The sequence below is a fragment of the Methylobacterium sp. WL8 genome (genome assembly GCF_008040045.1).
Classification (GTDB): domain Bacteria; phylum Pseudomonadota; class Alphaproteobacteria; order Rhizobiales; family Beijerinckiaceae; genus Methylobacterium; species Methylobacterium cerastii.
The window spans coordinates 36,275-55,481 of record NZ_VRVF01000026.1 but is presented as its reverse complement, the minus strand read 5'-3'; the positions used below and the strand labels follow the sequence as shown (position 1 = coordinate 55,481).

Here is a 19,207-nt window from a genome sequence, read left to right as displayed (position 1 = left end):
GTCGCGATGCCCAGGACTCGTGCTTGTACGCGTGCTTGTACGCGTGCCTGTCTCAGTGCTTGTCTCAGTGCTTGGCGTTGTGATCGTTCTTGTGCTTGGCGATCTGGTCTCGCGCCGCCAGCAGCACCTTCTCCGGCGTGAACCCGAACTTGGCCTGCAGGTCCTTGATCGGCGCCGAGGAGCCGAAGGTGTGCATCCCGATGATCGTGCCGGCCGAGCCCGCATAGCGGTCCCAGCCGATCACCGAGCCCTGCTCGACGGCGACGCGGGCCAGCACGGCCGGCGGCAGCACGCTCTCGCGATAGGCCTCGTCCTGGCGCTCGAACAGGTCCCAGGACGGCATCGAGACGACGCGCGCCGCCACGCCCTCGGCCTTCAGGCTCTCGTAGGCCTGGAGGCAGAGCTGCACTTCGGAGCCGGAGCCGATCAGGATCACCTCCGGCGTCGCGTCGCCGCCCGCGAGCACGTAGCCGCCCTTGGCGACGCCCGACGCGCTGGCGAAGGTCGTGCGGTCGATGGTCGGCAGCGGCTGGCGCGAGAGGGCGAGCACCGCCGGCTGGTCTTTCAGCGAGAAGATCACGCGGTAGGCTTCCGCGACCTCGTTGGCGTCGGCGGGGCGCAGGGTCACGAGGCCGGGGATGCAGCGCAGGCTCAGGAGCTGCTCCACCGGCTGGTGGGTCGGCCCGTCTTCGCCGACGCCGATGGAGTCGTGCGTGAAGATGTGGAAGACCGGCAACTCCATCAAAGAAGCCAGCCGCACCGCCGGGCGCATGTAGTCGACGAAGACCAGGAAGGTCGCGCCGTAGGCCCTGAGGCCCGAGAGCCCGAGCCCGTTCACGATCGAGCCCATGGCGTGCTCGCGCACGCCGAAGTGGATGTTGCGGCCGCCCGGCTCGAACGGGGTGAGCGAGCCCGCCCCCTCGAAGGTGAGGTTCGACTTGTTCGAGGGCGCCAGATCCGCCGAGCCGCCGAGCATGAACGGCACGTGCTGGGCGATGGCGTTCAACACCTTTCCAGAGGATTCGCGGGTCGCGAGCCCCTTGGCGTCGGGCTCGAACACCGGGATGTCCCGGTCCCAGCCCTCGGGCAGGCGGCCCTCGAAGAAGGCGTCGAGGGTCTCGGCGTGCTCGGGGTCGGCGTCCTTGGCGGCCGTCAGGAAGCCCTGCCACTGGTCGTAGAGCTCGGCGCCGCGCTTGCCGATGTTGTCGGAAAAGTTCTGCTGCACGCCGTCGGGCACCAGGAACTGCGCGTCCTCCGGCCAGCCGTAGGCGCGCTTGGCGCCCTTGGCCTCGTCCTCGCCGAGCGCGTCCGAGTGGGCCTTCGACGTGTTCTGCTTCTTCGGCGCGCCGAAGCCGATGATCGAGTTGACGATGATGATCGTCGGCCGGTCGCTCGACTGCAGGAAGGTCTCGATCGCACCCGAGATCGAATGCACGTCGTTGGCGTCGGCGACGCGCAGCACCTGCCAGCCGTAGGCGAGGAACCGGGTCGCGACCTCTTCGCCGAAGGCCAGTTCGGTGTGGCCCTCGATGGTGATGGTGTTGTTGTCGTAGATCCAGCACAGGTTCGACAGGCGCAGGTGCCCGGCGATCGAGGCGGCCTCGGAGGCGACGCCCTCCATCAGGTCGCCGTCCGAGCAGATCGCGTAGACGTTGTAGTCGAACAGCGGCAGCTCGGGCCGGTTCAGGTGCTCACCGAGGTAGCGGCCGCCCATCGCCATGCCGACGGAGTTCGCCACGCCCTGGCCGAGGGGCCCTGTGGTGGTCTCGACGCCGGTGGTGAAGTGGTATTCCGGGTGGCCCGGCGTGCGGCTGTCGAGCTGCCGAAACTTCTTGATGTCCTCGAGCGTCACGGCCGGCGCGTTGCCGCCGTCCTTTTCCGCCACGCCTGCAAGGTGCAGCAGCGCGTAGAGCAGCATCGAGGCGTGGCCGCAGGACAGAACGAAGCGGTCGCGGTTGGGCCAGTGGGGATGCGCCGGGTCGTAGCGGAGGTATCGGTTCCACAGGGTGTAGGCCACCGGAGCCAGCGCCATCGGCGCGCCGGCGTGTCCCGAATTGGCCTTCTGCACCGCATCGATCGCCAACGTGCGGATGGTGTCGATCGAGAGCTTGTCGATCTCGGAAAGCGCCGTCTTGGGCACGGTGTCAGCTCCGCTCATGGTGTCGTCTTTCCCGTTGTCGTCACTGCGGCGCGAGACCGCTCGCGACCGCGTGCGGTTGGTGCACGCGCAAATCGCGGCCGGCGGGCGCGTCCGAATCGTCCGCGCCGCCCCGCTCCTTCGCAGGCCCTTCGGCCCGGCTGTAATTGAGGATGGTGTTCACGAGCGCAACATGCGTGAACGCCTGCGGGAAGTTGCCGACCAGCCGCCGGGCCTTCCCGTCATACTCCTCGGAGACGAGGCCGAGGTCGTTGCAGATGCCGATCAGGCGCTCGATCAGGGCGCGGGCCTCCGCGCGGCGGCCGAGGCCGATCAGGTTGTCCGCGTACCAGAAGGTGCAGGGCAGGAATGCGCCCTCGTTGCCGGGCAGCCCGTCCGTGGTCTGGCCCCGCGTGTCGTAGCGCAGGATGAAGCCATCGCGCATCAGGTCCCGGCCGATCGCCTCGACGGTGCCGACCACGCGCGGGTCGTCCTGGGGCAGAAAGCCCATATGGGCGATCAGCAGCAGGCTCGCGTCGAGCTTCTTCGAGCCGTAATACTGCACGAAGCTGTTCAGCTCCGGATCGAAGCCCTTCTCGCAGACCTCCGCGTGGATCTGGTCGCGGATCGCCTTCCAGCGCGCGACCGGCGCGTCGGGGGCGTCGGCCTGTCCCGTATGGCTGCGGATCGCGCGATCGAAGGCGACCCAGGCCATGACCTTCGAGTGGACGAAGTGCTTGCGCCCGCCGCGCACCTCCCAGATGCCCTCGTCCGGCTCGCTCCAGACCTTCTCCAGGTGGGCGATGATGGCGAGGCCCACGCGCCAGCCGTCCTTGTCGGTCGGCATGCCGCGCATCCGCGCCTGGTAGAGCGCGTCGAACAATTCGCCGTAGACGTCGAGCTGGAACTGCGACACCGCGGCGTTGCCGACCCGGACCGGCTTCGAGCCCTCGTAGCCGGGCAGCCAGTCGAGCTCGATCTCGGGCAGCAGCCGCTCGCCGGCGATGCCGTAGAGGATGTGCGCCTGCTCCGGGTTGCCGGCCACCGCGCGCTGCAGCCAGTCGCGCCAGGCGCGGGCCTCGTCGAGGAAGCCGCCATCCATCAGCGCGAGGAGAGTGAAGGTCGAGTCGCGCAGCCAGCAGAAGCGGTAGTCCCAGTTGCGCACGCCGCCAAGGTCCTCCGGCAGCGACGTCGTCGGCGCGGCCACGATCCCGCCCGTCGGCATGTAGATCAGCGCCTTCAGCGTCAGCAGCGAGCGCTTCAGCATCGCGTCCCAGGGCGTGCCGCTGGCGCAGCGGTCGGACCAGTCCCGCCAGAACCGGTCGGTGGCGGCGAGCACCTTGCGCGGCTCGATCGGCGCCGGGTCTTCCTCGTGGCTCGCGCCGTAGCTCAAGGTGAAGGCGACCGCCTCGCCGGCATGCACCGTGAACTCGGAGACCGTGGTCTGCCCATGCCCACGCAGAGGCGCCTTGGTACGCAGGACCGCCTTGTGCGGCCCCGAGATCGCGCGGAGGTCGCCAAGCTCGTTGTGCGAGACCCAGGGGACCGCCGAGCCGTAATCGAAGCGCATCGCGAGATCCATGCGCATCGCCACGCGGCCGTGCAGGCCCTCGACCAGGCGGATCAGGTGCGACCCGTCGCCGACGGGCATGTAGTCGACGACACGCACCTCGCCCTCGCGGGTCTTGTGGTGGGTCTCCAGCACGAGGCTGCCCTCGCGGTAGGCCCAGCGGGTCTCGACGTGGGCGGCCTGCGGCGCGAGGCGCCAGAACCCGTGCTCCTCGGTGCCGAGGAGGGCGGCGAACAGGGCGGAGGCGTCGAAGCGCGGCCAGCACAGCCAGTCGACGCTGCCCTGCCGGCTAATCAGCGCGGCGGTGCGGCCGTCGCCGATCAGCGCGTAGTCCTCGATGCGTGCGGCCATGAAGCGGATCCGTCGCGGCCGGCGACGGGCGCCGTCCGATGCACTGCACCTAGTTCGGCAAAGCGATGCGGTCCAGGGCGCGACGGGGAAAACGGACGCCGCCCAAGACGCTAATCACGGCGCCCGTCACGGTGCGCACGCGGCCGGACGGCCGCAGCGCAGCATGGCGGAAAGCCCTCAGTCCAAACGGTCGACCAGGACCGAAACCGGGCTGCCGAGTGCGGAGGCGCCGGTGCGCAGGTAGGCGGCGGCGTCCCCGACCGCGCGCACGGCCGGGGCGAAGGGCAGGGCGAGGTCCGGCAGCAGGCCGTCGCGCACCTGCGCCTCGGCCTCGACGGGTGAGGGCCGGACGATTTCGGAGAACGGGTCGGGCCGGCGCGGCGGCCCCTCGGCGCAGCGCGGTCCGGAGCAGGCGCGGCGCGGCGTCACGGCCGTCGTCGCGACCCGCGCGACCGGATGCGACGCGGTGCGGATCTCCGGCAGGACGAGGCTCGGCGGGAACTGCGCGAAGGCGATCGCGGCCGGCGGCCGGGGCAGGGCGGCCTCGGCCGGGGCCGCCGCATGGAAGGCGTGGGGCGCGACGGAGGCGGAGGGCGCCGGGACGGCCGGTGCCTGGGCCGGCTCGCGGCACAGGAGCGAGGCTGCCCCGATCACGAGCGCCGTAGCCAGGGTCGGCAGGAAGGGGAGGGAAAGCCGGCCGGAACCGCCGCCGTCCAGGGTCGCGAAGGGGTCTGGCTTCGACATCCGATGCTTCGAACCTCCTCGACCGTCGCGACGACCGCCTGGGTGATCCCGATTTGCGGCGGAAGCTAGACCGTTTCCTTTCCGCTCCGTTGCCCGGAGCGATCCGGCAGGGCGCGAAGGGCGCCCCGCGGAGCGAAAGCCCAAACCCGTGGAGGCAGGCGCCGTTGATCGAGACCGAAGAAAAAAGAGCCGGCGCTTTCAAGCGATCGCCCTGGCGATCCGGGGCACGACGCTTGCCTTGCGGGGCAGCCGGCGGCATGCGTCGCCGCGATCCGATTTGTCGCCCAGCACCGGGCCTAGATGTCAGACACCAGCCTCACCGTCGCCGTGATCGATCCGAGCCGGGCGCGTGCCGCGATCCTGGAGGAGGGCCTGCGCGCCGCCGGGATCGGTCGCGTCGTGGTGATGGCCGACACCGCCGACCTGATGGAGCGCGTCGCCGCGCTCGCCCCCGACGTGGTGGTGATCCACCTGGAAAGCCCGAGCCGGGACATCCTGGAGCAGATGTCCGGCGTCGCGCGCCACGTCGAGCGGCCGGTGGCGATGTTCGTGGACCGCTCGGACGCCACGATGATGCAGGCGGCGGTCGACGCAGGAATCTCGGCCTACGTCGTGGACGGCCTGCGCCCCGAGCGGATCAAGCCGATCCTCGACATTGCGATCCTGCGCTTCAACGCGTTCTCGCGCCTGCAGCGGGAGCTCTCGGAGGCGCGCGGCGAACTCGCCGACCGCAAGCTGATCGAGCGCGCCAAGGGCATCCTCATGAGCATGAAGGGCCTGTCCGAGGACGAGGCCTACAAGCAGCTGCGCAAGAAGGCGATGAACGAGAAGCGGAAGATCGCCGACATCGCGCGGGCGATCGTCACCGCGGCCGACCTGCTCGGATGAGGGCGCCAGTGACTTCGCCGAGGAGGCTTCGCAGATGAGACTTCATCTGGGCTACGTGCCCCTCTGCGACGCAGCCCCCGTGATCGCCGCCCACGAGATGGGCTTCGCCCGCGCCGAGGGGCTCGACCTGGAGCTGACCGCCGAGCCGTCCTGGGCGACGCTGCGCGACCGGCTGGCGCTCGGATACCTCGACGCCGCGCACATCCTGGCGCCGCTGGCGTTGGCGAGCGCGCTCGCCCTGTCGGGGCCGCCCTCCGACCTGATCGTGCCGCTGTCGCTCAGCCTGAACGGCAACGCGATCACCCTATCCAACCCCCTCTGGGCCACGATGGCGCCGGAGAGCGAGCGCCTCGCCGACGTCGCCGGCGCCTTCGCCCGGATGGCGGGCGCGCGCAGGGAAGCCGGCCGGCCGCTGACGCTGGGCACGGTCCATCCGTTCTCCTCGCACACCTACCAGCTCCGGCTGTTCTGCGAGGCCGGCGGACTAGACCCGGCCGCCGTCCGCCTGGTGGCGGTGCCGCCCCAGCACAGCGTCGAAGCCCTATCGCGCGGGATCGTCGACGGCTTCTGCGCCGGCGCGCCCTGGAACGCGGTGGCGGTCGCGGCCGGACTCGGGCGCATCGCCGCGCTGGGCTGCGAGGTGGCCCCGGACGCGCCCGAGAAGGTGCTCGCCGTCGCGCCGCGGCTCGAGGGCGCGATCCCGCCCCTGGTGCGGGCCGTCGCCCACGCCGGGCGCTGGTGCGCCGACCCGGCCAATCGCACCGAGCTCGCCCACCGCCTCGCGCGGCGGCCCTACCTGAACCTCGACCCCCATCTGATCGCCCGCACCTTCGAGGGGACGATCGTCCTCGACGGGCCGGGCCGGGAGCGCGAAGCGCCCGATTACCTGCGCCTCGACGCGGCGGCGCAGGAGCCGCGCGCCGCCCATGTCGGCTGGATCCTGTCGCAGATGCGAGCCGCCGGGCAGATGCCGGCCGAGGACCTCCTGCCGGCCGCGGAAGCCGTCTACCGGCCGGACCTCTACGCAGCGGCCGGGCTGTCCCCGGCCTGAGCCCTCCGGACCGCACCGGCACGACGATCGCAACGGAACGCGGGCGCCGCGACGCAGTTATGGTTCTGCCATGCCAGGTTGCCGCAAGCTCGACACCGCCTCGTCCAGTCCCGCCTCGCGCGGACGCGTCGATCTTTCGGCCTACGTTCGACACCGTGGACGCGCGCCGCGGGCGATGAACGACAACCGGCGCGCGAAGGCCGCGCATCCGTGGCGCTGGGTCCTGCTCGGCGCGGTTCCCGTCGTCGGCCTGATGGCCGCTCTCTCGACCCTCATCTAGCCTCCGCAGCGGGCCTCGACCCCGCCGAAGCGCATCGCGACCGCCCCCCTAAGCCGGAGCCGTCGCGTTCGCACATGCCTGCCTGATCAGCGCTCAATAGCCTGATCTTTGTGCAGCGCACGCGTGTGATCGAAAGGCCCGCGAAGGTGCCGTTCGCGTTCCCGGCGACAGCGGGCGAACCGTATCCTCACGAATTGGCACGGAACCTGCTGAGATCGCCTGCCCCGTCAACGACGACGGGCAACACCGTCAGCGAGGCCGCTGAACCGATGTCTCCTCGCGGGCGGATACGCTCGCCCGAGGTCGATCGGCGGCGGCTTTTTTCGTGGCGGACGTGCCCGCGCAGTTTTTCGAGGACGAGACCCTTCCACCGATGCTCACAGCGCAGACGGATCAGGTTCCAGCGGCGGAGATTCCGCGCGAGAGGCTCGTCGTGGTCGGCAACGGCATGGCCTCGTTGCGCTTCCTCGAACGGCTGACCGAAGGGTCGCCCGGCCGCTACGACGTCACCGTCGTCGGCGCCGAGCCGGTGGCCGCCTACAACCGTGTGCTGCTGTCCTCCCTGCTCGGCGGCGAAGTGGACGAGGCGGCTTGCGCCTTCCGCGGGCTCGACTGGTACGAGAGCCACGGCATCCGCCTGATCACCGGCGCCCCCGCGACGCAAGTCGACCGCGAGAACGCGCTGGTCGTCGTCGGCGAGACCCACGTGCTGCCCTTCGACAAGCTGGTGCTGGCGGTGGGCTCCGTGCCGATCCGCCTGCCCAAGCCCGGGATGGACCTGCCCGGCATCATCACCTTCCGCGACCTCGCGGACGTGTCGGCGATCCGGAAGGCGGCGGTCGAGCACGCCAAGGCCATCGTCATCGGCGGCGGCCTGCTCGGATTGGAGGCCGCGGTCGGGCTGGCGCGGCTCGGCGTCAACACCACCCTGCTCCACGTCATGGACCGGCTGATGGAGCGTCAGCTCGATCATTCCGCCGCCACCCTCGTCCGTCGGGCGATGGAGGCGCGGGGCGTCAAGGTGCTGCTCAAGGCCGACACCGACCGCGTCGAGGGCGACGGCCGGGTCGAGCGCCTGATCCTCGCCGACGGCACGGTGCTGCCGGCCGACCTCGTCGTCATGTCGGTCGGCGTGCGCCCGAACCTCGCCCTGGCGCAGGGCGCAGGGCTCGAGACCGGCCGCGGCATCAAGGTCGACGACCGGATGACCACCTCGGACCCGCGGATCTTCGCGCTCGGCGAATGCGCCGAGCACCGCGGCATGGTCTACGGCCTCGTCGAGCCCGCCTACGAGCACGCCGAGACCCTGAGCCGCCACCTTTCCGGGCAGGAGGCGCGGTATTCCGGCACGGCGCTGTCCACGAGCCTCAAGGTCTCGGGGCTGCCGGTGTTCTCCGCAGGCGTCGTCGACACGCCCGAGACCGCCGAGGCGATCGTGATGAGCGATCCGGGCGCCGGCCTCTACCGCAAGCTCCTGATCGAGCGCGACCGCCTGATCGGCGCGGTCTTCGTCGGCGACATCGGCGAGCAGGCCCGATGCAAGACACTGATCCGCACCGGCGAACCGGTGGGAGACCAGATCGACGACCTGATGTTCGGGCGCCCCGCGACGGCGGCCGACCCCCTCGCCGAGACCTTGGCCGCGTGAGCAAGGATCTTGGCCGCGTGAAGGAGGCGGACCATGGCTGAAGACTTCAACGCCGAGCAGAAGCGCTACCTCGAAGGCTTCGCCTCGGGCGTGGCCGCCGCCCGGCTGACGGGCGGCCTGGCCATCGGGCAGGGCGGTCCGCCGCCCGAGCCGACCGGGCCGGACGCGATCCACATCAAGGCGCAGGACGCCACGGTGAAGGCTGGCGGCAAGCTCTGCGAGCAGGAGAAATGGAAGCGCGCCGAGAACCCGTTCGAGGGCCACAACCGGCTGAAGGTCGAGGCGGCGACGGGCAAGGCGCCGAAGCCCGAGGACAACTTCCGCTGGCGCTATCACGGCCTGTTCTGGGTCGCCCCGAACCAGACCTCGTTCATGGCCCGCCTGCGCATCCCCAACGGCATCCTGCACCACTGGCAGTTTTCAGGTGTCGCCGACCTCGCCGACGCGCATGGCGGCGGCTTCGTCCACGTGACCACGCGGGCCAACCTCCAGGTGCGCCACATCGCGCCCGAGCACGCCCAGCCCTTCCTCGACGGGCTGGTCGACATCGGGCTGACCGCGCGCGGCTCGGGTGCGGATAACATCCGCAACGTCACCGGCTCGCCCACCGCCGGCATCGATCATCAGGAGCTTCTGGACACCCGCCCGCTCGCCAAGTCCTGGAACAACTGGATCATCAACGACCAGTCGCTCTACGGCCTGCCGCGCAAGTTCAACGTCGCCTTCGACGGCGGCGGCATCGTCGCGGTGCTGGAGGAGACCAACGACATCGGCTTCCAGGCGATCGAGGTGCTGGAGGGCGCGAGCGTCACGCCGGGCGTGTGGATGCGCCTCGTGCTCGGCGGCATCTCCGGCCACCGGGATCTGGCCCGCGACACCGGCATCGTGTTGAAGCCCGAGGATTGCAACAAGGTCTCAGACGCGATCATCCGCGTGTTCATCGAGAACGGCGACCGGACGAACCGCAACAAGAGCCGGATGAAGTACGTCCTCGACGCCTGGGGCTTCGACAAGTACCTCGCCGCGGTCGAAGAGAAGCTCGGATACAAGCTCGACCGGGTCGATCCGGCCCACGTCGTGCCGCGGAAAGCCACCGACCGGTTCGCCCATGTCGGCGTCCACGCCCAGGTGCAGCCCGGCCTCAACTGGATCGGCGTGATCCTGCCGGTGGGCAAGATCATGAGCGATCAGGTCCGCGAGCTCGCGCGGATCGCGCAGGAATGCGGCGACGGGCAGATCCGCATGACGGTCTGGCAGAACTTCCTGTTCTCCGGCGTGCCCGACGTCAAGGTCGCCGAGGTCGAGGCGCGGGTGGCGGCGCTCGGCCTCACCACCAAGGCGGCGGGCATCCGCTCGGGCCTCGTCGCCTGCACCGGCTCGAACGGCTGCAAGTTCGCCGCCGCGGACACTAAGGGCGACGCGATGATCATCGCCGGCCACGTCGAGGCGACGCTCCCCGAGCTCGACGTGCCGGTGAACGTCCACATCACCGGCTGCCACCATTCCTGCGCCCAGCACTACATCGGCGACATCGGCCTGATCGGCGCCAAGGTGGTGGTCTCGGAGGAGGGCGACACCGTTCCTGGCTACGACGTCGTGGTCGGCGGCGGGTTCGCCGAGAACCCGAAGATCGGCACCGGGATCTGGACGGCGATTAAGGCCGAGGACGCGCCGTCACGCGTCGAGGCGCTGCTGCGCACCTACCTCGCCCGCCGCACCGGGCCAGAGGAGAGCTTCCAGACCTTCACGGCGCGAACGGGGCCGGAAGCCCTGCGCGACCTTGCCGAAGAACAGCCAGCCCTCAAGGCAGCCGCATGAGCGAGCACGTCTCCCCCCCCCTCGTCCTCGTTCCCGAGAACGCCCCGTTCTCCGCCGACCAGCGCTCGTGGCTTTCGGGCTACTTCGCCGCCCTCCTCGGCCCGGCGGTCGAGGGCGCCACCGCGATCGGCACGGCCGAGATGCCCGGCGGCCCGAAGCTCGCCGACAACGACGACGCGCCCTGGCACGACCCGTCGATGCCGATCACTGAGCGCATGGAGATGGCCAAGGCCCGGCCCGAGCCGCAGAAGCTCATGGCGGCGATGGCCCAGCAGGATTGCGGCCAGTGCGGCTACAACTGCGCCGACTACGCCAACGCCATCTTCCTCAAGAGCGAAGCGCGTCTGAACCTCTGCCAGCCCGGCGGCAAGGAGACGCTCCGGATGCTGAAGAAGCTCGACGAGGAGTTCGGCACGGGCGACGCGGCCGCCCCGGCTGCGGCCGCAGGCGAGGCGGCGGCGGCGGACAAGCCCATCGACCTCGGCCCGCTGGGCTATTGCCGCGAGAACCCGGTCGAGGCGATCTTCCTCGGCCGGCGCCGGCTCAACGAGCCAGGCGGCGAGAAGGAGACGTGGCACGTCGAGTTCGACCTTAGGGACACGCCGATCACCTACGAGGCCGGCGACTCGCTCGGCCTCTTCCCGGCCAACGCGCCGGCGCTCGCCGACGCGGTGATCGCCGAGCTCGGCGCCCGCCCCGAGCGGGTGATCGGCGGCAAGACGCTCCGCGACCGGCTGATCGCCGACTACTCGCTCGGCGCCGCCCCCGACGGTCTCTACCAGCTGCTCTCGCTGCTGACCTCGGGCGAGGCCCGCCGCAAGGCCAAGGCGCTCTCGGCCGGCGAGGACCCGGACGGCGACGCCGCCTACCTCGACGTACTCGGCGCGCTCCACAAGTTCCCCGGCGCGCGTCCCGACGCCGAGGTGTTCCTCGAATCCCTCGACGAGCTGCAGCCGCGGCTCTACTCGATCTCGTCCTCGCCGAAGATGGATGCGGGCAAAGTCTCGCTAACGGTGGACGCGGTGCGCTACAACCACCGCTCGCGCCTCCGGCTCGGCGTCGCCTCGACGCATCTCGGCGAGCGCATGCCCGAGCAGACCCGGGCCAAAATCTACCTGCAGAAGGCGCACGGCTTCGCGCTCCCCGCGGACCTTTCCACCGACGTGATCATGTGCGGCCCCGGCACCGGCATCGCCCCGTTCCGGGCCTTCCTGCGCGAGCGCGCGGCGACGCAGGCGCCGGGGCGCAACTGGCTGTTCTACGGCCACCAGCGCCAAGCGAGCGACTTCTTCTACAAGGACGAGCTCACGCAGATGCGCGACGACAAGGTGCTCACCCGCCTGTCGCTGGCCTGGTCGCGCGACGGCACCGAGAAGACCTACGTCCAGGACCGCATGCGCGAGACCGGCGCCGACCTGTGGAAGTGGCTGGAGGGCGGCGCCCACTTCTACGTCTGCGGCGACGCCAAGCGCATGGCCAAGGACGTGGAGCGCGCGATCATCGACGTGGCCGCCCAGCACGGCGGCAAGTCGCCCGACGAGGCGGTGGCCTATCTCGGCACCCTGAAGAAGGCCGGTCGCTACCAGGCCGACGTGTACTGAGCGGCGACGGTTCTTCCCTTCCCCCCTCTGCGGGGGAGGAAGACTCCGCAAATGCCCGGCCCGACTCTTGCTGCCCTCCGCCGCGCCGGCCGACGTCGAAACCACCAAGACGTCGAAACCACGAGGACCTTGCCATGACCGTGCACGTGCCGGAGCCCAAGGTCTCGAGCCAGGCTGCAGCGGTTCGGACCACCTGCCCCTATTGCGGGGTCGGCTGCGGCGTGATCGCGACGCCGGACGGGACGGGCGGCGCCGGGATCGCCGGGGACACCGCGCATCCGGCCAATTTCGGCCGCCTGTGCTCCAAGGGCTCGGCGCTCGGCGAGACGCTGGGCCTGGAGAACCGCCTGCTGCATCCGCACGTCGACGGCGTGCGGGCGTCTTGGGAATCGGCGCTGGGCACGGTCGCCGGCGCCTTCCGCCGCACGGCCGAGAAGCACGGGCCGGACGCGATCGCCTTCTACCTCTCCGGGCAATTGCTCACCGAGGATTACTACGTCGCCAACAAGCTCGCGAAGGGCTTCATCGGCACGCCGCACGTCGACACCAACTCGCGCCTGTGCATGTCGAGCGCGGTCGCCGCGCACCGCCGCGCCTTCGGCTCCGACACCGTGCCCGGCTGCTACGAGGACCTCGACGAGGCCGACGTGATCGTGCTGGTCGGCTCCAACACCGCCTGGTGCCATCCGATCCTATTCCGCCGGATGGTGGACGCGCGCACGGCGCGCGGCACCAGGCTGATCGTGGTCGACCCGCGCCGGACCGAGACCGCCGAGGAGGCCGACCTGTTCCTCGGCCTCCGGCCCGGCACCGACAGCGCCCTGTTCTCGGGGCTGCTGGTGCATCTCGACCGGGTCGGCGCCTGCGACGCCCGCTTCGTGGCCGACCACACCTCCGGCTACGACGGCGCGCTCGAGCGGGCGCGCGCCATCGCGCCGACGCCGGCCGCCACCGCCGCGGCGACCGGCCTGTCGGAGGCGGACGTGTCCGCCTTCTTCGACCTGTTCGCCGGCACGAAGCGCGTCGTCACCGCCTTCTCGCAAGGGGCCAACCAGTCGGCACAGGGCACCGACAAGGGCAACGCCATCATCAACTGCCACCTCGCCACCGGCCGCATCGGGCAGCCGGGGGCGGGGCCGTTCTCGCTCACCGGCCAGCCCAACGCCATGGGCGGGCGCGAGGTCGGGGGCTTGGCCAACATGCTGGCCGCCCACATGCACTTCGCACCCGAGGAGGTCGACAAGGTCCGCCGCTTCTGGAACGCGCCGAACCTCATCACCGGCGAGGGGATGAAGGCGGTGGCTTTGTTCGACGCGATCGCACGCGGCAAGATCAAGGCGCTCTGGGTGATGGGGACCAACCCGCTGGTCTCGATGCCGCAGGCCGACGTGATCAAGGACGCCCTGAAGGGCCTCGACCTGCTCGTCGTCTCAGAGGTGATGGCCGATTCCGACACCGCCAGCGCGACGGCCAAGAAGACCGTGCTGTTGCCGGCCCTCGCCTGGGGCGAGAAGGACGGCACCGTCACGAATTCCGAGCGCCGGATCACGCGCCAGCGCCGCTTCCTCAAGGCGCCGGGCGAAGCGCGGCCGGACTGGGCGGTGCTCGCCGACGTCGGGCGCCGCCTCGGCCACGGCGCCGCCTTCGGCTTCACCTCGGCGGCGGCGGTGTTCCGCCAGCATGCTGCGCTCTCGGCCTTCGAGAACAACGGCACCCGCGACTTCGACATCGGCGCACTCGCCGACATCGGCGACGCCGCCTACGAGACGAACCTGCCGGTGCAGTGGCCCCTGACGAAGCGCGGCGGCACGAAGGCGCGGCTGTTTTCGGACGGACGCTTCTTCACCTTCGACAAGCGCGCCCGCTTTGTCGCGGTGCAGGCGCCGGCGCTGGCCCAGGCCACGAGCGAAACGATGCCGTTCGTGCTGAACACCGGGCGCGTGCGCGACCACTGGCACACGATGACGCGGACGGGGAAGAGCCAGCGGCTCTCGGCCCACCGCCCGGTGCCCTTCGTCCAGGTCCACCCCCGCGACGCCACCGCCGCGAATCTCGCCGAGGGCGGCCTCGCTCGGGTCTCGACCGCGCACGGCGCGGCCGAGCTGGAGGTGATAGTCACCGAGGCGGTGGCGCCCGGCACCCTGTTCATGCCGATGCACTGGAACGATTCGAACGCCTCGATGGCCCGCGTCGGGGCGCTGGTCCGGGGCGTGCCCGATCCGCTTTCGGGCCAGCCTGAGCTGAAGGCGACGCCGGCGGCGATCGCGGCGGCCTCTTACCGTTCGCGGGGCTTCCTGCTCAGCCGCGACCCGGTGACGACGCCGGCCGGGTGGTGGTGGGCGCGGGCGGCGATCGGCGGCGGCTCGGGCCTGCAATTCGCCACGCGGGAGGGATCGCGGGAGGCCATGCTGCTGATGCGCGGCCTGTTCCAGGGGCTGGAGCTCGCCGAATACGCCGACCACGCCCGCGGCCGCTACCGCTGCGCGGTCTACGACGGCGAGCGCCTCGTCGCCTGCCTCGCGCTCGGTCCCGAGGCGGGCCGGCCCGACTGGGAGGCGGCCAAGGCCCTGTTCGCGGGGGCGGTGCCCGGCGCGGCCGAGCGCCGCGCCCTGCTCTCGGGCCGCGCCGCCACCGCCGGCGCTGGACCGGTGGTCTGCGCCTGCCACGGGGTCGGGCTCGACGTCATCACGGCGGCCATCACGGGCGGCGCGGGCTCCGTCGAGGCGGTGGGCGCAGCCTGCAAGGCCGGCACGAATTGCGGCTCGTGCATCCCTGAGATCCGCAAGCTGCTGCCCGAGGCGCTTGCGCGCGACGCCGCGTAGCATCAGGTTCGTCCGTGACCCAGACGAGATCCAAGCCGACCCTCATGAGCACGCCCCGCCAGCCGCGCGAGACCCGCGCCGGCCTCGAACCCCTCGCCGTCCTCCCGGTCTTCGTGCCGCTGCAGGGCAAGCGCGCGGTGCTGGCCGGCTCGAACGGCGGCGCGCCCTGGAAGGTGAAGCTGCTCGCCGCCGCCGGCGCCCACGTCGACGTCTACGCGGCGGAGCCGAGCGAAGAGATGCGAAGCGTGCCGGGCGAGGTCGTCGCCGGCAGCGTGACCCTACACGAGCGCGCCTGGGCGCCGGACGACTTGTGGGGCTCGGCCTTCTGCATCGGCGCGATGGATGACGAGGCCGAGTGCGTTGCCTTCGTCGCCGCCGCGCGCGGCACCGGCGCCATCGTCAACGCCGTCGACCGGCCGCATCTCTGCGACGTGAAGTTCGGCGCCATCGTCAACCGCTCGCCCTTGGTGGTCGGCATCTCGACGGAAGGCGCGGTGCCGGTCTTCGGGCAGACCGTGCGGGCGCGCATCGAAGCGATGCTGCCGCGCGGGTTTTCGCGCTGGGTCGCGGCGGCGCGGGACTGGCGCGAGGGTGTCACCGCGCGCTTCCACGGCTTTGCCGAGCGCCGCGGCTTCTGGGAACGGTTTTCGGATCTGGCCTTCGCCGAGCCGGACCGGGCGCCGACGGACGCGGACCTCGAACGGCTGCTCGCGCAGACCGAATCCGCGCCCAAGGGCGGGGCGGTGACGCTCGTCGGCGCCGGGCCGGGCGACGCCGAGCTGCTGACGTTGAAGGCGCTGCGTTCCTTACGCAACGCCGACGTGATCCTCTACGACGACCTCGTCGCCCCCGAGATCCTGGATTACGCCCGCCGCGAGGCGCGCACGATGCTGGTGGGCAAGACCGGCCATGGGCCGTCCTGCCGCCAGGACGACATCAACGCGCTGATGGTCTCGCTCGCCAAGTCCGGCAAGCAGGTGGTGCGCCTCAAGTCCGGCGACCCGCTGATCTTCGGCCGCGCCGGCGAGGAGATCGAGGCCTGCCGGCAGGCCGGCATCCCCGTCGCCGTGGTGCCGGGGATCAGCGCGGCGCAGGGTGCGGCGGCCTCCCTCGGCGTCTCGCTCACCCACCGCGACGCGGCGCGCCGCCTGCAATACGTCACCGGGCACGACCGCCGCGGCGCGCTGCCAGACGACCTGAACTGGGGGGCGCTTGCCGATCCCTCGGTCACCACCGTGGTCTACATGCCCAAGCGCACCCTGCGGGTGCTGCTGGAGCGCGCGGTCGCCGAAGGCCTCGCGCCCGCGACGCCGGCGCTCCTGACCTTCAACGCCACCCGCCCCGATCAGCAGGTTGTGACGGGCACGGCCTTCGACCTTGCCGACCGCGCGGACGCGGCAGGCCTGGACGGTCCGGCGATCCTGATGATCGGCGAAGCCCTGCGCCACACGAAGGCTTCGTCCGCCCTCGACGACGTGGCCTTGCCGACGCCGTTCGAAGCAGCGGGCTCCGTCGCGTCCTGACCGCGTTGGTCGAGGCCTCACGCGGTCGGCGCTTGATCGGCGCGCCGGCGTCCAGGCGGATGGCCGTGGCGGTGGATACCGAGGCCTGAGGCAAAGCGCCAGGGTCCTTAGAAGTGCCCCGACCTTGCCACCCGCGGCCGCCCATGCTGTTCCAGCGGCCTTCGCGAGAAGGTCACCTCCATGCGCCGCTCCCTCCTGCCCATCATCGCCTTCGTGCTCGGCTTCGTCGGGCTCACGGCCGCGGCCGTGTTCACGCTGATGCCGGAACGGACGGAGGTGGCGGCTTCGAGCGTCGGCGGGCCGTTCACGCTAGTGGATCAGGACGGGAAGGCGGTCACCGAGGCCGACTTCGCCGGCGCGACGCACCTCGTGTTCTTCGGCTTCACCCACTGCCCCGACATCTGCCCGACGACCCTGCAGCAGATCTCGGACGTGCTGGCGGCGCTCGGGCCGAAGGCCAAGGCAATGAAGGTCGCCTTCATCACCGTCGACCCGGATCGGGACACGCCGGCGAGCCTCAAGGCCTACCTGTCGAGCTTCGATCCGCGGATCACCGGGCTCACCGGCAGCCCGGCCCAGGTGGCGGCGTCCGTGAAGGCTTATCGCGCCTACAGCCGCAAGGTGCCGGGCAGGGACGGCGACTACACGATGGAGCACACCGCCCTGGTCTACGTGATGGACGGCAAGAACCGCTTCCTCGGCGCGCTCAACCTGATGCGCCCGGCCGACGAGACGGCGGCGGAACTGGCCAAGCGGATCTGATCGGCCGCCCCAGGCGGCCCGGCCTCACGCCGCCGGGCGTCGCGGACGCAGCACGCCGCTGCGCGAGGTGCGTGACAGCCCGTGCTCCGTCTTGTTCCACTGCGAGGGCGCGCGGACGAACTCGATCACCGCGAGCCACGCGGCGACGCTCACCAGGGCGAAGTAGAACGGCATCACCGGCACGAACCACAGGAGGTCCCACCAGCCCCGGCGGATGCATCCGAGCGCCGGCGGCAGGATCAGGGCCGTGATGCCTGACAGGAACAGGGTGATCGCGACGCCGATGGGGAGGTTGCGCCAAAACTCGGGTGCGACCGGAATCTCGAAGAGCAGGAAGTCGGCGCACGCCCAGACGAGGAAGACCGGGTAGACCAGCGCGGAGGCGACCGCGCCGGGAATCAGCGTCGCGGCGCAGAGCGTGTCGAGGCGCCCGAGGCGCCGATAGGTTTCGATGGGGTTGCGGCCGTGGGTGACGGTGGTCTGCAGGAACCCCTTCATCCAGCGGACGCGCTGGTGCAGCCAGGCCCGCAGCACGATCGGTGCCTCCTCGATCGTCGCGCTCGGCAGGTCGCCGACGTGGTAGCCGGCGCAGGCCAGCCGCATCCCGAGGTCGGCGTCCTCGGTGACGTTGCGCGCGTCCCAGCCGTGCAGCTCGCGCAGCACCGCGGTGCGGACGTGCATCGAGGTTCCCCCGAGCGGCATCGGCAGGTGCCAGTGCGCCAGCGCCGGGTTCAGCACGTCGAACAGGCCGGCATATTCCAGGGCGAAGCACCGGGCGATCCAGGAATCCTCCGGGTTGTCGATCACCAGGCGGCCCTGCAGGCAGGCGGTGCTGGCGGGCGCCCGCGCAAAGATCTCGGCGGCGAGGCGCAGCTGGCCCGGGTCGGGCACGTCCTCGGCGTCGTAGACCACGAGCAGCTCGCCGCGGGCGAGAGGCAGGGCGACGTTGAGCGCCCGCGGCTTCGTCCGCGGCCGGCCGTCGGGAACCGCGATCACCTCGAAGCGGGCGGGCAGCGGGATCCGCGCGAGGGCGGCGATAGTGCCGGCATCGTCCGCCTCGACGACGAACTTCAGGTCGAGCTTGGCCAACGGGTAGTCGAACCGGGCCAGCGCCGAGACGAGGCGCGGCACCACGCGGGCCTCGCGATAGAGCGCCACGAGGACGGTGTACGTCGGCAGGTCGCGGTCGTTCAAGGGCGCGACGACTGGTGGCGGCACGGTCGGGGAGGGGATGAACAGGGCTCCGACGCGGAACATCGCCATCGCCAGGAACAGCGTCTGCGCCGCCACGACGAGGATCAAGGCAAGGATCGGCGGCAGGGCCTCGAAGGCGAGAGTGCCGGCGCAGGCGATCAGGGCGGCGAGCGCCAGACCCGGCCCGAGCGGCCGGGTGCCGAAGGCCCAACCCGGCGCCTTCGCTTCCAGGTCGTCGGCGGCGTACTCGGCGATGGCTTTCGGCATCGCCGCGAACAGGGCCGCGCGCAGGCGCGTCGGGCTCGTCACCGCAGGCATCCGCCCGCGCGGACTGCGCCCGGCGAGCAGTTCGGCGATCTGCCGCCCGCGCGGCGCCAGCACCGCCGGGGCGCCCGCCCCCAGCACCAGCGGCGCCATGCCGAGCGACAGGCTGTCGGGGAAGCGCGCGCCCATGCCGAGCGGGATCGGCCCGTCGAGGTACTCGGCCTCGAGGGCTTGGGCGAGGGCCCGGTAATACGGTTCCTCGTCCATCAGCCCGGCGCGCAGAAGGGCGGTCGCCGCGTCGGTCCCGCTCGCCTCGGCCAAATCCGCGGCGCGACGCAGCAGCTCTGGATCGACGCCCGCGTCCGCCAGGAACGCGATCTCCGGCGGCAAAGCCGGTGGGCCGGGGGAGGGGCCGAGGAAGCGGAGGAACGACACGGGGCGCCGGCTGCCGTCGGCTCCAGGACGTGCTAAGGCGAGGACGTGAGCCGGACCCCCTCCCCATCGCGCCGTCGGCGCTCCGCGATCATAGGCGCGCGCGCTCAGGGTGCAAGGAC

General features: G+C 71.3%; 12 protein-coding genes. 8 read left to right on the top strand and 4 right to left on the bottom strand.

Translation table 11 applies throughout. From position 1 onward, the window contains the following. Positions 1–64 precede the first annotated feature (64 nt). The 3 genes from tkt to FV234_RS11675 all read right to left on the bottom strand — a co-directional run bounded on the left by tkt (position 65) and on the right by FV234_RS11675 (position 4,802). A complete protein-coding gene (tkt, locus tag FV234_RS11685; protein ID WP_147763362.1) occupies positions 65–2,158 on the bottom strand; it encodes a transketolase in 2,094 nt (697 codons plus the stop codon). Positions 2,159–2,180: 22 nt separating this feature from the next. Beyond that, positions 2,181–4,058, bottom strand: a complete 1,878-nt coding sequence (locus FV234_RS11680; protein ID WP_147829423.1) for a glycoside hydrolase family 15 protein — start codon at positions 4,056–4,058, stop codon at positions 2,181–2,183. Between the two features lie 177 nt (positions 4,059–4,235). Further along, positions 4,236–4,802 carry a hypothetical protein gene (locus tag FV234_RS11675; RefSeq protein WP_147763364.1) on the bottom strand — a complete coding sequence of 189 codons (567 nt, stop codon included), beginning with the start codon at positions 4,800–4,802 and terminating at the stop codon, positions 4,236–4,238. A gap of 300 nt (positions 4,803–5,102) precedes the next feature. Between FV234_RS11675 and FV234_RS11670 the strand changes: the two genes are divergently transcribed. From FV234_RS11670 to FV234_RS11635, 8 genes are all read left to right on the top strand, one after another. Next, on the top strand, positions 5,103–5,690 hold the full coding sequence (locus FV234_RS11670; RefSeq protein WP_147751501.1) for an ANTAR domain-containing protein: 588 nt from the start codon (positions 5,103–5,105) through the stop codon (positions 5,688–5,690). Positions 5,691–5,724: 34 nt separating this feature from the next. Then, positions 5,725–6,741 (top strand): CmpA/NrtA family ABC transporter substrate-binding protein, encoded by a 1,017-nt coding sequence (locus FV234_RS11665; RefSeq protein WP_147763365.1) that lies wholly within the window; start codon positions 5,725–5,727, stop codon positions 6,739–6,741. 653 nt (positions 6,742–7,394) lie between these two features. Beyond that, positions 7,395–8,669: an FAD-dependent oxidoreductase gene (locus FV234_RS11660; RefSeq protein WP_147763366.1), complete on the top strand. Its 1,275-nt coding sequence runs from the start codon at positions 7,395–7,397 to the stop codon at positions 8,667–8,669. 33 nt (positions 8,670–8,702) lie between these two features. Beyond that, the gene (locus tag FV234_RS11655) at positions 8,703–10,487 is read left to right on the top strand and encodes a NirA family protein (protein ID WP_147763367.1); all 1,785 of its coding nucleotides are present in this window, start codon (positions 8,703–8,705) and stop codon (positions 10,485–10,487) included. Further along, positions 10,484–12,088, top strand: a complete 1,605-nt coding sequence (locus tag FV234_RS11650) for a sulfite reductase subunit alpha (RefSeq protein WP_147763368.1) — start codon at positions 10,484–10,486, stop codon at positions 12,086–12,088. Before FV234_RS11655 ends, FV234_RS11650 begins: the two co-directional genes overlap by 4 nt. A gap of 134 nt (positions 12,089–12,222) precedes the next feature. Beyond that, complete coding sequence (locus tag FV234_RS11645) at positions 12,223–14,910, top strand: nitrate reductase (RefSeq protein ID WP_147763369.1); 2,688 nt, start codon at positions 12,223–12,225, stop codon at positions 14,908–14,910. Between the two features lie 44 nt (positions 14,911–14,954). After that, entirely contained in the window at positions 14,955–16,433 is a 1,479-nt protein-coding gene (cysG, locus tag FV234_RS11640) for a siroheme synthase CysG (protein WP_147763370.1), read from the top strand. A gap of 180 nt (positions 16,434–16,613) precedes the next feature. Further along, the gene (locus FV234_RS11635; protein WP_147763371.1) at positions 16,614–17,195 is read left to right on the top strand and encodes an SCO family protein; all 582 of its coding nucleotides are present in this window, start codon (positions 16,614–16,616) and stop codon (positions 17,193–17,195) included. Positions 17,196–17,219: 24 nt separating this feature from the next. On the opposite strand, the gene FV234_RS11630 is transcribed toward FV234_RS11635, so the two are convergent. Further along, positions 17,220–19,088 carry a glycosyltransferase gene (locus FV234_RS11630; RefSeq protein WP_147829421.1) on the bottom strand — a complete coding sequence of 623 codons (1,869 nt, stop codon included), beginning with the start codon at positions 19,086–19,088 and terminating at the stop codon, positions 17,220–17,222. Positions 19,089–19,207 lie beyond the last annotated feature (119 nt).

Excerpts from the sequence above, each read along its gene's own strand:
- tkt (WP_147763362.1), bottom strand. The coding sequence starts at position 2,158 with ATGAGCGGAGCTGACACCGTGCCCAAGACGGCGCTTTCCGAGATCGAC.
- FV234_RS11680 (WP_147829423.1), bottom strand. The coding sequence starts at position 4,058 with ATGGCCGCACGCATCGAGGACTACGCGCTGATCGGCGACGGCCGCACC.
- FV234_RS11675 (WP_147763364.1), bottom strand. The coding sequence starts at position 4,802 with ATGTCGAAGCCAGACCCCTTCGCGACCCTGGACGGCGGCGGTTCCGGC.
- FV234_RS11670 (WP_147751501.1), top strand. The coding sequence starts at position 5,103 with ATGTCAGACACCAGCCTCACCGTCGCCGTGATCGATCCGAGCCGGGCG.
- FV234_RS11665 (WP_147763365.1), top strand. The coding sequence starts at position 5,725 with ATGAGACTTCATCTGGGCTACGTGCCCCTCTGCGACGCAGCCCCCGTG.
- FV234_RS11660 (WP_147763366.1), top strand. The coding sequence starts at position 7,395 with ATGCTCACAGCGCAGACGGATCAGGTTCCAGCGGCGGAGATTCCGCGC.
- FV234_RS11655 (WP_147763367.1), top strand. The coding sequence starts at position 8,703 with ATGGCTGAAGACTTCAACGCCGAGCAGAAGCGCTACCTCGAAGGCTTC.
- FV234_RS11650 (WP_147763368.1), top strand. The coding sequence starts at position 10,484 with ATGAGCGAGCACGTCTCCCCCCCCCTCGTCCTCGTTCCCGAGAACGCC.
- FV234_RS11645 (WP_147763369.1), top strand. The coding sequence starts at position 12,223 with ATGACCGTGCACGTGCCGGAGCCCAAGGTCTCGAGCCAGGCTGCAGCG.
- cysG (WP_147763370.1), top strand. The coding sequence starts at position 14,955 with ATGAGCACGCCCCGCCAGCCGCGCGAGACCCGCGCCGGCCTCGAACCC.
- FV234_RS11635 (WP_147763371.1), top strand. The coding sequence starts at position 16,614 with ATGCGCCGCTCCCTCCTGCCCATCATCGCCTTCGTGCTCGGCTTCGTC.